A 17,088-nucleotide genomic window follows, 5' to 3' on the forward strand; every position below is an offset into this window, starting at 1 on the left:
AGCAAAGGATTGGACATGACGGGCCGGGTGAGACGCATGATGGAAAAGCCCCGGTCACGCCGGGGACAGCCGCAGGCCACACCAAAGGAGTCGCAGTGAGGGTCGGAATCGTCGGAGCCACCGGTCAGGTGGGCACGGTCATGCGCGGGATCCTCACGGAACGCGACTTCCCGGTGGACGAGCTGCGGCTGTTCGCCTCGTCCCGCTCGGCGGGCACGGTCCTGGACGGCGTGACGGTGGAGGACGCGGCGACGGCCGACTACACCGGCCTGGACATCGTGCTGTTCTCGGCGGGCGGCGCGACCTCGAAGGCGCTGGCCGAGAAGGTCGCCGCCCAGGGCGCGGTCGTGATCGACAACTCCTCGGCCTGGCGCAGGGACCCGGACGTGCCGCTGGTGGTCTCCGAGGTCAACCCGCACGCGATCGCCGACCGCCCCAAGGGCATCATCGCCAACCCGAACTGCACGACGATGGCCGCGATGCCGGTGCTGCGGCCGCTGCACGCCGAGGCGGGCCTGGAGGCGCTGGTCGTCGCCACCTACCAGGCGGTGTCCGGCTCGGGCCTCGCGGGCGTCGCCGAGCTGCACGGGCAGACGCTGAAGGTCGTCGCCGACGCGGACCGGCTCACCCACGACGGGGCGGCGGTGGACTACCCCGAGCCGCAGGTCTACAAGCGGCCGATCGCCTTCAACGTGGTCCCCTTCGCGGGCAACCTCGTCGACGACGGCCTGAACGAGACCGACGAGGAGCAGAAGCTCCGCAACGAGTCCCGCAAGATCCTGGAGATCCCGGAGCTGAAGGTCTCCGGCACCTGTGTCCGCGTCCCGGTGTTCTCAGGCCACTCCCTCCAGATCAACGCCCGCTTCGCGCGCCCGCTGTCCCCTGAGCGGGCGACGGAGCTGCTGGCCGGCGCGCCGGGTGTCGTCCTCACCGACATCCCCACGCCCCTCCAGGCGGCCGGCCAGGACCCTTCGTACGTGGGCCGCGTCCGCCGCGACGAGACGGTGGACAACGGCCTCGCCCTGTTCGTCTCCAACGACAACCTCCGCAAGGGCGCGGCCCTGAACGCCGTACAGATCGCAGAGCTGGTGGCGACCGAGCTCAACCGGTAGAAAACACCGCGAGGGGCGCCCACCGATCCGGCGGGCGCCCCCGCCCCGTGCTCACCGGCCTCTGCGGACCTCGTACAGGAAGCACCCGTACTCCACCGCCCGCACATGGACGAGCGCCACGTCCGGATCCGCGAACGCCTCCTCGATCGCCGTCCCGACACCGTCCTCGACCAGGCAGCCGCCGAGGATACGGCCGTCCCGCCCATAGCGGCGGACCGTGCGGTGGGCGCCCGTGAACGGATACCCGTCGAGGTCGGGGCCTTCGCACGGGTCCGCGTGGAGGAACACCGGTCCCTGTTCGTCGTAGGCCCCGGGATCCACGCCCGTCTCCCCCGCCCAGCGCCGCAGGGGTGCGTACGAGACCAGGGCGATCCGCTCGCCGGGTGTGCTGCGGCGCAGACAGCAGCGCAGTGGGGCTCCGCCCTCCTCGTCCACGAAGGGGCCCATGGGGCGGCCCGCGTCGTCCGCAGTGCGCAGTTCCTTCAGCGTCGTCGGGTCGATGGGCCGTGCCGTGTACGTCGTCATGGCTCCAGGCTCCCGTCCGTCCGTCCCGTCCGTCGGCGGCGAACGGGCGTCGTGTTGCCCGGTCGGGCCGGGCAGGGGGCGAGCGGGCCCGGTCATCGCTCGGGACGCGGGCGGCATGGAAGGATGGCGCAACCCACACATAACGAGGAGATGACCGCGTGCCTGGCACAAACCTGACTCGCGAAGAGGCACAGCAGCGGGCGAAGCTGCTCACCGTTGACTCGTACGAGATCGATCTCGACCTCTCCGGCGCGCAGGAGGGCGGTACCTACCGGTCCGTGACCACGGTGCGCTTCGACGTCGCGGAGAACGGCGCCGAATCCTTCATCGACCTCGTGGCCCCCGAGGTCCACGAGGTGACGCTCAACGGCGACCCGCTCGACCCCGCCGAGGTCTTCAAGGACTCGCGGATCGCGCTGCCGGGCCTCCTGGAGGGCCGCAACGTCCTGCGCGTGGTCGCGGACGCCGCGTACACCAACACCGGTGAGGGCCTGCACCGCTTCGTCGACCCGGTGGACGAACAGGCGTACCTCTACACCCAGTTCGAGGTGCCGGACGCCCGGCGGGTCTTCGCCTCCTTCGAGCAGCCGGACCTCAAGGCGACGTTCCAGTTCACGGTGAAGGCGCCGACCGGCTGGACGGTCGTGTCCAACTCGCCCACGCCCGAACCCAAGGACGACGTCTGGGTCTTCGAGCCGACCCCGCGGATCTCGTCGTACATCACCGCCCTGATCGTCGGCCCGTACCACTCGGTGCACAGCGTGTACGAGAAGGACGGCCAGTCCGTGCCGCTCGGCATCTACTGCCGGCCCTCGCTCGCCGAGTTCCTCGACTCGGACGCCATCTTCGAGGTGACCCGGCAGGGCTTCGACTGGTTCCAGCAGAAGTTCGACTACGCGTACCCGTTCAAGAAGTACGACCAGCTCTTCGTGCCCGAGTTCAACGCGGGCGCGATGGAGAACGCGGGCGCCGTCACCATCCGCGACCAGTACGTCTTCCGCTCCAAGGTGACGGACGCGGCGTACGAGGTGCGGGCCGAGACGATCCTGCACGAGCTCGCCCACATGTGGTTCGGCGACCTGGTCACCATGGAGTGGTGGAACGACCTGTGGCTGAACGAGTCGTTCGCCACCTTCACCTCCATCGCCTGCCAGGCCTCCGCCCCCGGCTCCCGGTGGCCGCACTCCTGGACCACGTTCGCCAACTCCATGAAGACCTGGGCGTACCGGCAGGACCAGCTGCCCTCCACGCACCCGATCATGGCGGACATCCGCGACCTGGACGACGTGCTCGTCAACTTCGACGGCATCACCTACGCCAAGGGCGCGAGCGTCCTCAAGCAGCTCGTCGCCTACGTCGGCGAGGACGAGTTCTTCCGGGGCGTGCAGGCGTACTTCAAGCGGCACGCCTTCGGCAACACCCGCCTGTCCGACCTGCTGGGCGCCCTGGAGGAGACCTCCGGCCGCGATCTGCGCACCTGGTCGAAGAAGTGGCTGGAGACGGCCGGCATCAACGTGCTGCGCCCGGAGGTCGAGACCGACGCGGACGGCGTCGTCACCTCCTTCGCCGTCCGCCAGGAGGCCCCGGCCCTGCCCGCGGGCGCCAAGGGCGAGCCGGTGCTGCGCCCGCACCGCATCGCGATCGGCCTGTACGACCTGGACGCCACGAGCGGCAAGCTGGTGCGCGGCGAGCGCGTCGAGCTGGACGTCGACGGCGAGCTGACGGCCGTTCCGCAGCTCACCGGCCGGCCCCGCCCGGCCGTGATCCTGCTCAACGACGACGACCTGTCGTACGCCAAGGTCCGCCTGGACGAGGAGTCGCTGAGGGTCGTCACCGAGCACCTGGGCGACTTCGAGGCCTCCCTGCCGCGCGCCCTGTGCTGGGCGTCGGCCTGGGACATGACCCGGGACGCCGAACTGGCCACCCGCGACTACCTGTCCCTGGTGCTGTCCGGCATCGGCAAGGAGTCGGACATCGGCGTCGTGCAGTCCCTGCACCGCCAGGTGAAGCTGGCGGTCGACCTGTACGCCGACCCGACCGCACGCGAGGCCCTGCTCACCCGCTGGACCGACGCCACGCTGGCCCATCTGCGCGCGGCCGGTGCGGGCGGCGACCACCAGCTGGCGTGGGCGCGCGCCTTCGCGGCGACCGCGCGCACCCCGGAGCAGCTGGACCTCCTGGAGGCCCTGCTGGACGGCTCGCAGACGATCGAGGGCCTGGCCGTCGACACGGACCTGCGCTGGACGTTCGTGGAGCGCCTGGCGGCGGTGGGCCGCTTCGACGAGGCGGAGATCGCGGCCGAGTACGAGCGGGACCGGACCGCGGCCGGCGAGCGGCACGCGGCCACCGCGCGGGCGGCCCGGCCGACCGAGGAGGCCAAGGCGGAGGCGTGGGCGTCGGTCGTCGAGTCCGACAAGCTGCCCAACGCCGTGCAGGAGGCGGTGATCTCCGGCTTCGTGCAGACCGACCAGCGTGAGCTGCTGGCGCCGTACACGGAAAAGTACTTCGCGGCGTTGAAGGACGTCTGGGAGTCGCGTTCGCACGAGATGGCCCAGCAGATCGCCGTCGGCCTCTACCCGTCGCTCCAGGTGTCCGAGGGGACCCTCCGCGAGACCGACGCCTGGCTGTCGTCGGCGGAGCCGGGCGCGGCGCTGCGCCGTCTCGTCTCGGAGTCCCGCGCGGGTGTCGAGCGGGCCCTGCGCGCACAGGCCGCGGACGCGACGTCGGCCGCCTGAGCCGGAAGAGCCGGATAAGCCGCGAGGTGTCGTCGTTCGGGTGCGGCACCGTCGTGGCTCGTCGCGCAGTTCCCCGCGCCCCTGCGGGGCGCGTGCGGAGCCGTACGTGAAAGAGGGGCGCCCGGCATCGTGCCGGGTGCCCCTCTTGTGTTCGTGGCGGGTGGGTCAGGCCACGGGCTTGGGCTTGGTGACCCGGTGCTTGGACTTGTCGAGGACCATCACCAGGCCCGCGATGACCCCGAACAGGACCAGCGGGGCCACAACGAAGAGGCCGAGCGTCTCGATGACGCTCAGGCCCGTGCCGGGGTCGTCGCCGTCGTCGCGCGTGAGCGCGAGCGCGGGGGACGACATGAGCAGCATCATCAGCGTCGTACCGGCGGCCAGGGCGCCGGCGCGCAGGGCGTTCTTCTTGTCCACGGTGCCCAACGTATCCAACGCCCCCGAGGGCCGCGCGTCCGGGGTGCCGTCAGGGAGGAATCCGCCCTTCCCGCCCACCCCTCACCCGCCGTCCGCCGGTGGCTCCCCCACCGGCCGCACCACCGCCAGCAGGGCGCGCAGCCGGGGTGACGCGGTCAGCTCCTCCAGGGTCAGGGGGCGGCCGTCGGCGTCGGCGAGGGGCAGCCGCCAGTTCGGGTACTGGTCCCAGGTCCCCGGCAGGTTCTGCGGGCGCCGGTCGCCGACGCCGTCCGGCAGCCAGACGCCGACCAGACGTGCCGGGGTGCGCAGCAGGAAGCGGTGCACGGCCCGGATCTCCGCCTCCTCGGCGCTCACCGGGTCGGTCCCGGCCGGGGTGTCGAGCAGGCCCAGGCTGGTGAGCAGGGCGAGCCACTCCGCGGTGTCCGCGGCGGCGGCCGCGCGCTCCTCCGCGAGCGGGCGGGTCAACAGGCCGAGGCTGTCGCGGAGTTCGACGTGCTCGCCGGTGAGCCGGGCGGCGGTGGGCGGCAGGTCGTGGGTGGTTGCGGTGGCGAGGCAGTCCGCGCGCCAGCGTCCGGGGGGCAGTGGCAGGCCGTCGCCCTCCCAATCCCGTTCGAACCACAGCACGGAGGTGCCGAGCACCCCGCGCTCGTGCAGCGTCTCGCGCACGCCCGGCTCGACGGTGCCCAGGTCCTCGCCGATCACCACGGCCCCGGCGCGGGACGCCTCCAGGGCGAGGAGGGCGAGCATGGCCTCGGCGTCGTAGCGGACGTAGGTGCCCTCGGTGGGCGGGAGTCCCTGGGGCACCCACCACAGCCGGAACAGGCCCATGACGTGGTCGATGCGCAGGGCGCCCGCGTAGCGGAACAGGGCGCGCAGGAGGTGGCGGTAGGGGGCGTGGCCCGAGGCGGCCAGCCGGTCGGGGCGCCAGGGCGGCAGGCCCCAGTCCTGGCCGCGGGCGTTGAAGGCGTCCGGTGGGGCGCCCACCGACATCCCGGCGGCGAAGTACTCCTGCTGCGCCCAGGCGTCGGCGCCGCCCGGGTGCACGCCGACGGCGAGGTCGTGCACGATCCCGACCGGCATGCCCGCCTCGCGCGCGGCGCGCTGGGCGGCGGTGAGCTGGCCGTCGGTGAGCCAGGCGAGCCGGGTGTGGAAGTCGACGCGGTCGCGCAGTTCGGCGCGGGCGCGGGCGGTCGCGGGCGAGCGGGGGTCGCGCAGTTCCACGGGCCAGGCGTGCCAGTCGGGGCCGTGGGTCTCGGCGAGCACGCACCAGGTCGCGTGGTCCTCCAGCGCCTCGCCCTCCTCGGCGCGGAAGGCGTCGTAGGCGGCCTGCCTGCCGGGGCCGAGGGGAACCTCCCGCACGACGAGTTCCAGGGCCTCGCGCTTCAGCTCCCACACGGCGTCGCGGTCGATGAGCGCGCCCTTGTCGAGGACGGCGCCGCGCAGGGTCTCGGCGCGCTCCAGCAGGGCGCCGAGGCGGTCGCGGTCGGCGACGTGGGCGTACTCCGGGACGGCCTCCACCCGCAGATGGACCGGGTCGGGGAAGCGGCGGGAGGAGGGACGGTAGGGGGAGGGGTCGGTGGGGGTGCCGAGCACGGCGGCGTGCAGGGGGTTGACCTGCACGAATCCGGCGCCTGCGGTGCGTCCGGCCCAGCTCGCCAGCTCGGCGAGGTCCCCGAGGTCGCCCATGCCCCAGGAGCGGCGGGACAGCAGGGAGTAGAGCTGGACGAGCAGTCCGTACGAGCGTCCGGCGGCCTCCGGCAGCCGGGCGGGGGCGACGACGAGGCAGGTCTCGGCGGTGCGTCCGTCGGGGGCGGTGGCGATGACGCGGTGGACACCGGTCGGCAGGCCCGCGGTGTCGGTGCGGGAGGCGCCCTGCTCGGTCTCGACGCGCAGCCGGGTGCCGGGCGGCAGTTCGGGCAGGGCGTCGCCGGGGGCGTCCGTCCAGTGGACGACGGTCGGGGGGAGCAGCCGCTCGCGCAGTTCGCGTTCGCGGGCGGCGAGGGCGGTCCGGGTGGCCCCGGGGGTGCTCGCGTCCACGCCGAGCGCGGCCAGGGCCGCGACGACCGCGGTGTGCGACGCCGCGACCGTGCGGTCCGGGGAGGGGCTGTAGGAGGTGGCGACGCCGTGCAGCTCGGCGAGCCGGGACAGGTCCTCGTCGTGAGGCCCGGGCGCCGCCATCTACAGCCCCGGGCCGCGGTCGTCCGCGGGCGCGTCGGACTCGCTGGTCAGCGGGGCGGCGTCGGCCAGGGGCGGCTCGCTGGTCAGGGGCTCGGCGTCGGGCAGCGGCGGCTCGCTGGTGAGCGGCGCCTCGGCGCAGGCGCTCTCCGCGCTGAACACGCACAGCCGCAGATCGGGTTCCCCGGAGGGGCGGGGCACGCGTTTGGACAGGGCGGGCAGCGGGGTCTGGACCGATACGGCCACGGCGGCCTCCTCGTCGTACGGATCGGTATGGCTTCTGCCGGGACACAGGGGGCCTACCCCATCGGGCCATCCGCACTCTCCGCACCCACCGAAGCGGCGAAACCGGAGGAAACCCCTGGGAAGACCCGACACCGAACCGCCGACGAACCGAGGACGTCGGGTCCGTCGATAAAGGGGGTGTGAGACTGTTCCGCCCCGTGGGGGGCCACCGCGAGAAGGACGAACGGGACGAAACGGGTGACGCGGCGCTGCTGCGGGCCGTGGCGGAGGGGGACGCGGCGGCGATGGCCATGCTGTACGACCGGCACGCGGGATGGCTGCACGCGCGGCTGGTCCGGCGGTGCGCGGACCCCGAGGTCGTGCGCGAGGTGGTCCAGGACACGTTCGTGACGGTGTGGCGGTCGGCGGCCGGGCACCGCGGGCAGGAGGCCGGCGGCTGGCTGTGGACCATCGCCGCGCGCCGCCTGGTCGACGCCCGCCGCGCCCAGGAGCGCGCGGCCCGCGCGACCGCGCCGGTGCCCACCGCCCGGGAGGCGCACGAGTCCGCGGAGGACCGGGTGCTGGCCGGGCTGGAGTACGGCGACGTCGGCACCGCCCTCGACCGGATCTCCCCCGAGCTGCGCGAGGTGCTGCGCGCCACGGTCGTCGACGGGCTGAGCACCCGCGAGGCCGCCCGGCTGCTCGGCATACCCGAGGGCACCGTCAAGTCCCGCGCCCTGCGCGCCCGCGCCGAACTGCGCGCGGCCCTGGCCCAGGTGCGCCCGGCCCCGGCGGGAGGCCCGGCATGAGCAGAAACCCGGACGACACCGGCTCCTGGCACGCCCGCGGCGACCTCGTCGCCCGGTACGCGGACGGCACCCTGCCGGACCCGGAGGCATGGTCCCTGGAGGCACATCTGGAGCGCTGCGGGGCGTGCGCGGCCCGGGTGTCGGCGGCCGTGCGGGCGACGGCGGCGGGGCCGGTCCTCGCGGACGTACGGCGGGCGGTCCTGGCCGCGGCCCCGGCGCCGGACCCGCTTCCCCACCCATACGAACACCGCCCGGCACGGCCGCCGTGGGCCGCCCGGCTCGGAGTGCTCGCCGCCCGGCACGGCGCCGGTACCGCGGGTGTGCGCGAGCCGGGGAGGGGGGCGGGGGGCTTCGGCCACCCGCACGCACACCGCCCGGCACGGCTCCCGTGGACCGCGCGGACCGCCGCACCCGGAAGCCGCCCCCTCACCGTCCTCGCGGACATCCGCGAGGCGGGGGCGCGGGGCCTCGGGCGGGTGGGCGGGCGGCGAGTGGCCCGGCTGCTGTGGGCCGCCGGTCCCGCCGTGCGCGGCGGCTGGTTCCCCGCCCTGCTGCTCGTCGCCGCCGGCGCGCTCGCCCTGGCCCACGGGGGCGAGGTCGCCGCCGCGCACACGCTGCTGCTGGCCGTGGCGCCGCTGGTGCCGGTCGCCGGGGTCGCCCTGTCCTACGGGCCGCACGCCGACCCCCTGCACGAGATCGCGGCGGCCACGCCGTCGGGCGGGCTGCGGCTGGCGCTGACCCGGACGGCCGCCGTCCTCGTGGTGAGCCTGCCGCTGCTGACCCTCGCCGGGCTGCTGCTGCCGGTCTCGGGCGCCCCGGGTGCCGCCGCCTGGCTGCTGCCGGGGCTGGCCCTGACCCTGGGCTCGCTGGCGCTGGGCTCGTACGTCGGCTGCCGGACCGGGACCGCCGTGGCCGGGGGCTGCTGGCTGGCCGCCGTCCTCGCGCCGGCCCTCGCCGCGCCGGGCGGCGCGCTCGGCTCCCGGCTGGCCGGGCAGCTGGCCCGCTGGGTGGACGGCGCCCCGGCGCAGGGTGCCTGGGCGGCGGCGGCCGTGCTGTGCGCCGCCGTCGTGGCCGTCCGCCGTACCGCCTACGACCGACCGGAGCCGTGGTGACCGTGTCCGAAGACGACAAGGAGGAGACGACGACCGTGTCCGAGGGGGACGGGGCTGCCGTGCGGGTGAGCGGGCTGCGGGTCCGGCACCGCGGGACGGTCGCGCTGGACGGGGTGGACCTGGCGCTCGGCACGGGTGTGCACGGGCTGCTCGGTCCCAACGGGGCGGGCAAGACCTCGCTGATCCGGGTGCTGGCGACGGTCGCGCGGCCGTCCGGCGGCCGGGTGGAGCTGCTCGGCGGGGACGTGGACGACGCCCGGCACCGCACCGAGGTCCGTCGCCGACTCGGCTATCTGCCACAGGAGTTCGGCCACTATCGAGGGTTCACGGTGCGTGAGTTCGTGGCGTACGTCGCCTGGCTGAAGGAGCTGCCCGCGGCCGATGCGCCGGCCGCGGTCGAGCGGGCCGTGGCGCGGGTCGGGCTCGCCGACCGGATCGACGCGAAGATCCGCACGCTGTCCGGCGGGACGGTCCGCCGGGTCGGCGTCGCCCAGGCGATCGTCAACGAGCCGCGTGTGCTGCTGCTCGACGAGCCGACCACCGGTCTCGACCCCGAGCAGCGCGTGGAGTTCCGGGCGCTGCTGCGCGACCTGGGCACCTCGGCGACGGTGCTGGTCTCCACGCACCTGGTGGAGGACGTGGCCGCCGCCTGCACGGAGGTCACCCTCCTCGACGGGGGCCGTGTCGCCTACCGCGGCACCCCGGCCGGCCTCGGCGCCCTCGGCGCACACCCGGACCTCCCCGGCGACCACCCCGTGGAACGCGGCTACACGGCGGCCCTGAGGGCCCACAGGACCCGCACGAACCCCCAGGAGACGACATGGTGACGACCCCGAGGAACACGGTGACGATCCCGAGCAGCGGCGTCGGTCCGCGACCGGGGTCCGGGCGGCATCCGTTGCGGGCCGAGGTGCTGCGCGGACCGGGGCCCTGGGCCGGGGGCGCCGTACTGGTGGTGGTCGGCGGGGTGCTCGCCGGGTCCCCGGCGAGCTGGCAGGGGGACTGGGCGGAGACCGTCGGGAGGCTGCACTCCGCCCAGTTGGTCGCCCTGCCCCTGGCGGCCGCCGCGGGCTGTTGGCAGGGCGGGCGGGAACGCAGACACCGTACCGAGGAGGTGCTGGCGTCGGCGGTGCGGTCGCCGCTCGCCCGGTTCCTGGCCTCGGCCCTGCCCGTCGCCCTGTGGACGGCGGCCGGCCATCTGGCCGTCGTGGCCCTGGCCCTGCTCGCCACCTGGCCCTGGGCCCCCGGCGGCGGGCCCCGTCTCGCGTCGGTCCCGGCGGACACGGTGGCGCTCGTGGCGGCGGTCCTGGTGGGACATGCGGTGGGACGCGCGGTGCCCTCCCGGCTCGCGGCCCCGCTGGTGGCGATCGCCGGATATCTGGCCCTCAGCCTCCCGATCTACGCGAACGGGGGCCCGGCCGCGGCTCTCGACCCGGCCTTCGCGCCGGGAGGCGGCGACGCCGTGCCGGTGTGGTGGCAGCCGGCGGTCCTGGCCGTGTGGACGGCGGGCCTCGCGGGAGCGGCCGTGCTGGCGTGCGCGGCGCAGCGGCGGGCGACGGCCCTGCTGCCGCTGGCCGCCGCGGCGGCCGCGGGCGCGCTGCTCGTGCAGACCGGTGACGGGCTGTGGCGCACCGATCCGCCTGCCCGCCGTCAGGTGTGCGACACCTCCGTGGCCCCGGCGGTCTGCGTCAACGCCCGTCATCCGGGCCTGCTCCCGCAGGTCGGCGAGGCGCTGTCGGGTGTCACCGGGAAGCTGGAGGGCGTACGGAACCTGCCGGTGCGCTGGGAGGACCGCCTCGGCGAGCCGCGCCGGGACGAGGTCCAGTTGCCCATGCTCACGCCGGTCGGCTGGTCGGTCGTGCGGGGACGGCTCACGGATCCGCGGCGGTACGCGTGGGAGGCGGCCATGGCGCTGACCCGGGGCGCGGAGTGCGACGACCCTCGGCTGCGCGTCGCGGGTGACGCGGTGCTGCACCATCTGGCGCCGCATCCGAAGGAGGCGTACTTCGACGGTCTGGACGCCCGGGGCACGGCCGAGCGGCGGCACGATCTGGAGCGGCGGCTCGCGGCGCGGGCCCGGCTGGAGTCGCTGGGCGAGGAGGAGCGCCGGGACTGGTTGTCGGCGTACTTCGGTGCGGTCGCCCGCTGCGATCCGGCGGGGTTGCCCGTCTTGTGACCCGGCGGCTCCGGCGGGTCGGGCGCGCCGGTGGACCCCGCGGCCGAGGGGCCGCGGGGCGAAACGAAGGCCCGGATCGTCAGGCGGAGATGCCGTCGATCCGGGCCATGGCGTCGTCCGCGCCGTACGGCTGCAAGTAGGGCAGCCAGCGCGGATCCCTATGGCCCGTGCCGATGATGCGCCAGGCCAGACCGGTGGGCGGAGCGGGTTTGTGGCGCAGCCGCCAGCCGATCTCGACGAGGTGGCGGTCGGCCTTCACGTGGTTGCAGCGGCGGCAGGACGCCACCACGTTGTCCCAGACGTGCTTGCCCCCGCGGCTGCGCGGGATGACGTGGTCGACGCTGGTTGCGACGCCACCGCAGTACATGCACCGGCCCCCGTCGCGGGCGAACAGGGCGCGACGGGTCAGAGGAACGGGCCCCCGATAGGGAACCCGGACGAATCGCTTGAGCCGGACCACGCTGGGTGCGGGGACTGTGACGGTTGCGCTGTGCATGAAGGCGCCGGACTCCTCGAGGCAGACTGCCTTGTTCTCGAGGACGAGGACGAGCGCGCGGCGGAGCGGTACGACGCCGAGCGGCTCGTACGACGCGTTGAGGACCAGGACATGCGGCACGGATGCCTCCTTGTACGCCGGCGACGCGTGGCTCGCGCCGGGACGATCCGTAGTCAGTCTCCCCTCATGCCTGGTGGAAGCGCCACCATGTCCCGGTAACGGGCTGGGAGTGTTTTCGACCACACCTGCATTCATCCCCCGGGCGGCCACCTGTTCAAGCCCGCGTGAGCCCGGTCTCTCCTGGGCGCATCGCGCGAAGCGCGCACAATGCCCCGTTAGTGTGGTGGTTCTGCCCGTCCGGTGTCCTTTCCGTGCTCCCGCCCACCCGAGACACTCGTTTCCGTACGACCAGACCGCCGAACCGGTCCCGGGCAGCACGCACCTGGAGGTACCTGCCGTGTCCTTGTCCGCCGTCCTACTGGCCGCCGGTCCGTCACCGTCGCCGTCCGACACGGAGTCGCCGGCACCGACGGTCCCCACGCTCCAGGACGCCCAGGAGGGCGCGACGAACGCCGCCGGCTGGGTCGAGCAGAACTGGTCGACCTGGCTCGCGATCGGCCTGCGGGTCGTGCTGATCCTGGTGATCGCGGCGGTGCTCAGAGTGGTGGTGCGGCGGGCGATCACCAAGCTGATCGACCGGATGAGCCGGACCGTGCAGGCGGTGGACGGCACCGCGCTCGGCGGGCTGCTGGTCAACGCCGAGCGGCGGCGCCAGCGCTCGCAGGCGATCGGCTCGGTGCTGCGCTCGGTGGCGAGCTTCCTGATCCTGGGCACGGCGGCGCTGATGGTGCTGGCCACGTTCCAGATCAACCTGGCGCCGCTGCTGGCCTCCGCCGGTGTGGCCGGCGTCGCGATCGGTTTCGGCGCGCGCAACCTGGTGACGGACTTCCTCTCCGGCGTGTTCATGATCCTGGAGGACCAGTACGGCGTCGGCGACCAGATCGACGCGGGCGTGGCCTCCGGCGAGGTCATCGAGGTCGGCCTGCGCGTGACCAAGCTGCGCGGGGCGGGCGGCGAGATCTGGTACGTCCGCAACGGCGAGGTCAAGCGGATCGGCAACCTCTCCCAGGGCTGGGCGACGGCCGGTGTGGACGTGACCGTCCGGGCCTCCGAGGACCTGGACAAGGTCAAGGCCACGCTCGACGAGGTCGCCGAGAAGATGACCAAGGAAGAGCCCTGGAACGAGTTGCTGTGGGGCCCGATCGAGGTGCTGGGCCTGGACAGCGTGCTGATCGACTCGATGGTGGTGCGGCTCTCGGCGAAGACGATGCCGGGCAAGTCGCTGTCGGTGGAGCGGGAGTTGCGCTGGCGGGTCAAGCGCGCCTTCGACGCGGCCTCCATCCGTATCGTGGGCGGCGAGACGGCCATTCCCGAGGAGGCGGCCGCGGACCCGTCGGCGGCGGTCGGCGCCCCCTCCGCCTTCAACGACGCGGCCTCCCCGCAGTCCCTGGCGGCGACCCCGATCACACAGCAGCGTCCGCCGACGAAGTAGCCGGTCCTGACCACCGCCCGCCACCCGCCCCCGAGGTAACGAACGTGTTGCCGCGGGGGTGACGTGTATTGACGCCCGCTGCGCGCTGGCTTACGTTCCTCCCACCCAATAGGAAACTTTCCTAACAGTGATCACGGGTGGACGTCACGGCCGGGCACTGGGAAGGTGGGCAGCCGGAAAGGCAGGTGTCGACCCGCATGGCAGGATCCGCCGGTACGCCGGGCACCCCACGCGTCCTGCGCGCGATGAACGACCGTGCCGCCCTGGACCTCCTCCTGGAGCACGGCCCCCTGTCACGCACCCGCATCGGCAAGCTCACCGGCCTGTCCAAGCCCACCGCCTCCCAGCTCCTCGCCCGCCTCGAAGCCGCAGGGCTGGTGCTGGCCACCGGCACCAGCGAGGGCCGGCCGGGGCCCAACGCCCAGCTGTACTCCGTCAATCCGGCCGCCGCGTACGCCGCGGGGCTCGACGTCACCCCCGGCCGCATCCGCGCCGCCGTCGCCGACGTCACCGGACGCACGGTCGGCGAGCACGAACTGCCCACCCCCGGCCGACGCCCCGCGCAGCCCGTCGTACGCCAGGTCGCCGACGCCCTCGACGGCGCGGTGAAGGCCGCGGGGCTCTCCCGCGACGACGTCCACCGCCTCGTCATCGGCACCCCCGGCGCCTTCGATCCGAACACCGGGCGGCTGCGCTACGCCTCCCACCTGCCCGGCTGGCACTCCCCCGCGCTGCTCGACGACCTCGCCGCAGCGCTGCCGATGCCCGTCGAGTACGAGAACGACGTCAACCTCGTCGCCCTCGCCGAACAGCGCCTCGGCGCCGCCCGCGGCCACGAGGACTTCGTGCTGCTGTGGAGCCAGGAGGGTCTCGGCGCCGCCCTGGTCCTCGGCGGCCGACTGCACCGCGGCTGGACCGGCGGCGCCGGCGAGGTCGGCTTCCTGCCGGTGCCGGGCGCACCCCTGGTCCGCCAGGTGACCAAGGCCAACAGCGGCGGCTACCAGGAGCTCGCCGGCTCCCAGGCCGTGCCCCGACTGGCCCGGGAACTCGGCATCGAGGACGTGCCGACGGGGCCGTACACCGAGGCCGCCGCCGCGCTCGTGGCCCGCGCCGCCGACCACGCCTCGGGCCCCCACCGCGAGCTGCTGCGCGCCTACGCGACCCGGCTCGCCACCGGTCTCGCCTCGCTCGTCTCCGTCCTCGACCCCGAACTCGTCGTCCTCAGCGGCACCGCCCTCACCTCCGGCGGCGAGGTGCTGCGCGGCCTCGTCCAGGCCGAACTGGAGGAGCTGGCGGCGCCCCGCCCCCGGCTCGTCGTCGGCGACGTACGCGAACACCCGGTGCTGCGCGGCGCGTTGGAGCGCGCCCTGGCCACCACCCGTGACGAGGTCTTCGACACCTCGCGCTGAGCCCCCCGCACGGCCTCATCCCCCTTCCACCGCCCGTCCCAGGGAGACCCCGCCATGCCCGAAGCCATACCCTCAGCCGCCCGAAAGACGGCTTTCGCCCTCACCGCGCTCACCGCCTCGCTGGCCCTGCTGACCGCCTGTACCGGCCAGTCCGACTCCGGCGCCTCGGACGACGCCTCCAAGGACACCACGATCAACTTCTGGCACGCCTGGAGCGCGCCGAACGAGGTGGCGGCGGTCAAGTCGCTGATCGCGGGCTTCGAGAAGGCCCACCCCAACATCCACGTCAACGTGGTCGGCAACATGACCGACGACAAGATGAACCAGGCGCTGCGCACGGGCGGTTCGAAGGCCCCCGACGTCATCTCCTCGTTCACCACGAACAACGTCGGCAAGTTCTGCTCCTCGGGCGCGCTGGTCGACCTCAACCCGTTCTTCCGGAAGGCGGGCGTCGACCCGGAGAAGACCTTCCCGAAGGCGATGAACGAGTACACCCAGTTCGAGGGCGACCGCTGCACGGTGCCGCTGCTCGGCGACGCCTACGGCCTCTACTACAACAAGACGGCGTTCGAGAAGGCGGGCATCACCGCCCCGCCGAAGACCTGGTCCGAGTTCGAGGCCGACGCCAAGAAGCTGACCGTCGACGACGGCGACAGCTACAAGCAGCTCGGTTTCATGCCGAACTACCACGGCTGGGAGACCACGACCGAGCACTACCTCGGGCAGTTCTCGCCGACCTACTTCGGCAAGGACGGAAAGTCGCAACTGGCCACCGACCCCGCCTTCGAGGCCGGGTTCACCCTCCAGAAGAAGCTCGTCGACGAACTCGGCGGCTACAAGAAGCTGGAGACCTACCGCTCCAAGCTCGGTGACGAGTGGGGCCCGAAGCACCCCTTCCACACCGGTCAGGTCGCCATGCAGCTCGACGGCGAATGGCGCCTGGGCATGGCCCTGGACGCCAAGCCGAAGTTCGAGATCGGCGTGGCCCCGCTGCCCGTCCCCGACGACCAGGCCGCCCAGTACGGCAAGGGCTACATCACCGGCACCATCGCCGGCATCGCCGCCACCAGCAAGAAGCAGAACGCGGCCTGGGAGCTGGTGAAGTACATCACCACGGACACCGACGCCGTGGTCGGCTTCTCCAACGCCATCCACAACGTGCCCTCCACGCTGGCCGCGCTCAAGTCCCCGGACCTGAAGTACGACGAGCGCTTCAAGACGTTCCTGGACATCGCCGCGAACCCCGACTCCACCACGTCGCCCGCCTCCGTCAACGGCGGTGTGTACCTCACGACGATCCAGAACTTCGGCTACGACTACGAGAGCGGCAAGGTCACCGATCTGAAGGCCGGCCTGAAGAAGACCGCCGAGCAGATCGACACGGACATCGCGCAGGCCCGCTGATGAGCGGCGTCACCCTCGCGTCCAAGCACCGCCGGGCGGCGCTGCGGACGGCCGCCTTCATGTCGCCGTGGATCGTCGGCTTCGCGGTCTTCTTCGCGTACCCGCTGATCTCGACGGTCTACTTCTCCTTCATGCACTACGACGGCTTCCGGCCGCCGACCTGGAACGGCACGAAGAACTGGGCGTACGTCTTCGAGCACTACCCCTACTTCTGGCCCGCCCTGCGCAACACCCTGTGGCTGGTGCTGGTCATGGTGAGCCTGCGGGTGGTGTTCGGACTCGGCGTCGGTCTGCTCATCACGAAGATCAAGACCGGCACGGGCGTCTTCCGCACCCTGTTCTACCTGCCCTACCTGGCTCCGCCGGTCGCCGCGACCATGGCCTTCGCCTTCCTGCTCAACCCCGGTACGGGCCCGGTCAACTCGATCCTGGAGAAGGCCGGCATCTCCGCGCCGGGCTGGTTCAACGACCCCTCCTGGTCCAAGCCGGCCCTGACCCTGCTGGCCCTGTGGGGCATCGGCGACCTCATGGTCATCTTCATGGCCGCGCTGCTCGACGTCCCCACGGAGCAGTACGAGGCGGCGAAACTGGACGGCGCCTCGTCCTGGCAGCGCTTCCGGTACGTCACCCTGCCGAACATCTCGCCCATCGTGATGTTCGCCGTGGTCACCGGCGTGATCCAGACGATGCAGTACTACACGCAGCCGCTCATCGCCGGGAAGGTCGCCTCGGGCGTGATCCAGGGCGCCGGCACCCAGTTCGAGCCCGGCTATCCGGAGAAGTCCACGCTCACCCTCCCCCAACTCGTCTACAACCTCGGCTTCCAGCGCTTCGACTACGGCTCGGCGTGTGTCGTCGCCCTCGTCCTGTTCGCCCTGTCCATGGCGTTCACCGCGCTGCTGATGCGGCGCCGGGGCGGTCTCGTCGGGACAGGTGACTGA

General features: G+C 73.3%; 15 protein-coding genes. 10 read left to right on the plus strand and 5 right to left on the minus strand.

Going from position 1 to position 17,088, the window contains the following annotated elements:
* The first annotated feature begins 95 nt into the window (after positions 1–95).
* A complete protein-coding gene (locus AB0F77_RS14510; protein ID WP_361946936.1) occupies positions 96–1,112 on the plus strand; it encodes an aspartate-semialdehyde dehydrogenase in 1,017 nt (338 codons plus the stop codon).
* A gap of 51 nt (positions 1,113–1,163) precedes the next feature.
* On the opposite strand, the gene AB0F77_RS14515 is transcribed toward AB0F77_RS14510, so the two are convergent.
* Positions 1,164–1,637 (minus strand): DUF1203 domain-containing protein, encoded by a 474-nt coding sequence (locus AB0F77_RS14515; RefSeq protein WP_361946939.1) that lies wholly within the window; start codon positions 1,635–1,637, stop codon positions 1,164–1,166.
* A gap of 158 nt (positions 1,638–1,795) precedes the next feature.
* On the opposite strand from AB0F77_RS14515, the gene pepN reads away from it, so the two are divergent.
* Positions 1,796–4,372, plus strand: coding sequence for an aminopeptidase N (gene pepN / locus AB0F77_RS14520; protein WP_361946942.1), 2,577 nt, complete (start codon positions 1,796–1,798; stop codon positions 4,370–4,372).
* Between the two features lie 165 nt (positions 4,373–4,537).
* Here the strand turns inward: pepN and AB0F77_RS14525 are convergent, their stop codons facing one another.
* From AB0F77_RS14525 to AB0F77_RS14535, 3 genes are all read right to left on the minus strand, one after another.
* Positions 4,538–4,789 (minus strand): hypothetical protein, encoded by a 252-nt coding sequence (locus tag AB0F77_RS14525; RefSeq protein WP_361946945.1) that lies wholly within the window; start codon positions 4,787–4,789, stop codon positions 4,538–4,540.
* Between the two features lie 81 nt (positions 4,790–4,870).
* Positions 4,871–6,967: a 4-alpha-glucanotransferase gene (gene malQ / locus AB0F77_RS14530; RefSeq protein WP_361946948.1), complete on the minus strand. Its 2,097-nt coding sequence runs from the start codon at positions 6,965–6,967 to the stop codon at positions 4,871–4,873.
* Positions 6,968–7,177 (minus strand): hypothetical protein, encoded by a 210-nt coding sequence (locus tag AB0F77_RS14535; protein WP_361947116.1) that lies wholly within the window; start codon positions 7,175–7,177, stop codon positions 6,968–6,970.
* 212 nt (positions 7,178–7,389) lie between these two features.
* On the opposite strand from AB0F77_RS14535, the gene AB0F77_RS14540 reads away from it, so the two are divergent.
* From AB0F77_RS14540 to AB0F77_RS14555, 4 genes are all read left to right on the plus strand, one after another.
* A complete protein-coding gene (locus AB0F77_RS14540) occupies positions 7,390–7,998 on the plus strand; it encodes an RNA polymerase sigma factor (RefSeq protein ID WP_361946951.1) in 609 nt (202 codons plus the stop codon).
* Positions 7,995–9,110: a zf-HC2 domain-containing protein gene (locus tag AB0F77_RS14545; protein ID WP_361946954.1), complete on the plus strand. Its 1,116-nt coding sequence runs from the start codon at positions 7,995–7,997 to the stop codon at positions 9,108–9,110. Before AB0F77_RS14540 ends, AB0F77_RS14545 begins: the two co-directional genes overlap by 4 nt.
* Positions 9,111–9,175: 65 nt before the next feature.
* On the plus strand, positions 9,176–9,937 hold the full coding sequence (locus tag AB0F77_RS14550) for an ABC transporter ATP-binding protein (RefSeq protein WP_361947119.1): 762 nt from the start codon (positions 9,176–9,178) through the stop codon (positions 9,935–9,937).
* Entirely contained in the window at positions 9,931–11,286 is a 1,356-nt protein-coding gene (locus AB0F77_RS14555) for a hypothetical protein (protein ID WP_361946957.1), read from the plus strand. Before AB0F77_RS14550 ends, AB0F77_RS14555 begins: the two co-directional genes overlap by 7 nt.
* A 79-nt stretch (positions 11,287–11,365) precedes the next feature.
* On the opposite strand, the gene AB0F77_RS14560 is transcribed toward AB0F77_RS14555, so the two are convergent.
* Positions 11,366–11,902: an HNH endonuclease gene (locus AB0F77_RS14560; RefSeq protein WP_361946960.1), complete on the minus strand. Its 537-nt coding sequence runs from the start codon at positions 11,900–11,902 to the stop codon at positions 11,366–11,368.
* A 337-nt stretch (positions 11,903–12,239) separates the two neighbouring features.
* Here AB0F77_RS14560 and AB0F77_RS14565 point away from each other — a divergent pair, with 337 nt between their 5' ends.
* The 4 genes from AB0F77_RS14565 (at position 12,240) to AB0F77_RS14580 (ending at position 17,088) form a co-directional block, all read left to right on the plus strand.
* The gene (locus AB0F77_RS14565) at positions 12,240–13,334 is read left to right on the plus strand and encodes a mechanosensitive ion channel family protein (protein WP_361946963.1); all 1,095 of its coding nucleotides are present in this window, start codon (positions 12,240–12,242) and stop codon (positions 13,332–13,334) included.
* A gap of 197 nt (positions 13,335–13,531) precedes the next feature.
* A complete protein-coding gene (locus AB0F77_RS14570) occupies positions 13,532–14,743 on the plus strand; it encodes an ROK family transcriptional regulator (protein WP_361946966.1) in 1,212 nt (403 codons plus the stop codon).
* A 54-nt stretch (positions 14,744–14,797) separates the two neighbouring features.
* Complete coding sequence (locus AB0F77_RS14575; RefSeq protein ID WP_361946969.1) at positions 14,798–16,147, plus strand: ABC transporter substrate-binding protein; 1,350 nt, start codon at positions 14,798–14,800, stop codon at positions 16,145–16,147.
* The gene (locus AB0F77_RS14580) at positions 16,147–17,088 is read left to right on the plus strand and encodes a sugar ABC transporter permease (RefSeq protein WP_361946972.1); all 942 of its coding nucleotides are present in this window, start codon (positions 16,147–16,149) and stop codon (positions 17,086–17,088) included. Before AB0F77_RS14575 ends, AB0F77_RS14580 begins: the two co-directional genes overlap by 1 nt.

It is taken from the genome of Streptomyces sp. NPDC026672 (assembly GCF_040638185.1).
Taxonomy (GTDB): domain Bacteria; phylum Actinomycetota; class Actinomycetes; order Streptomycetales; family Streptomycetaceae; genus Streptomyces.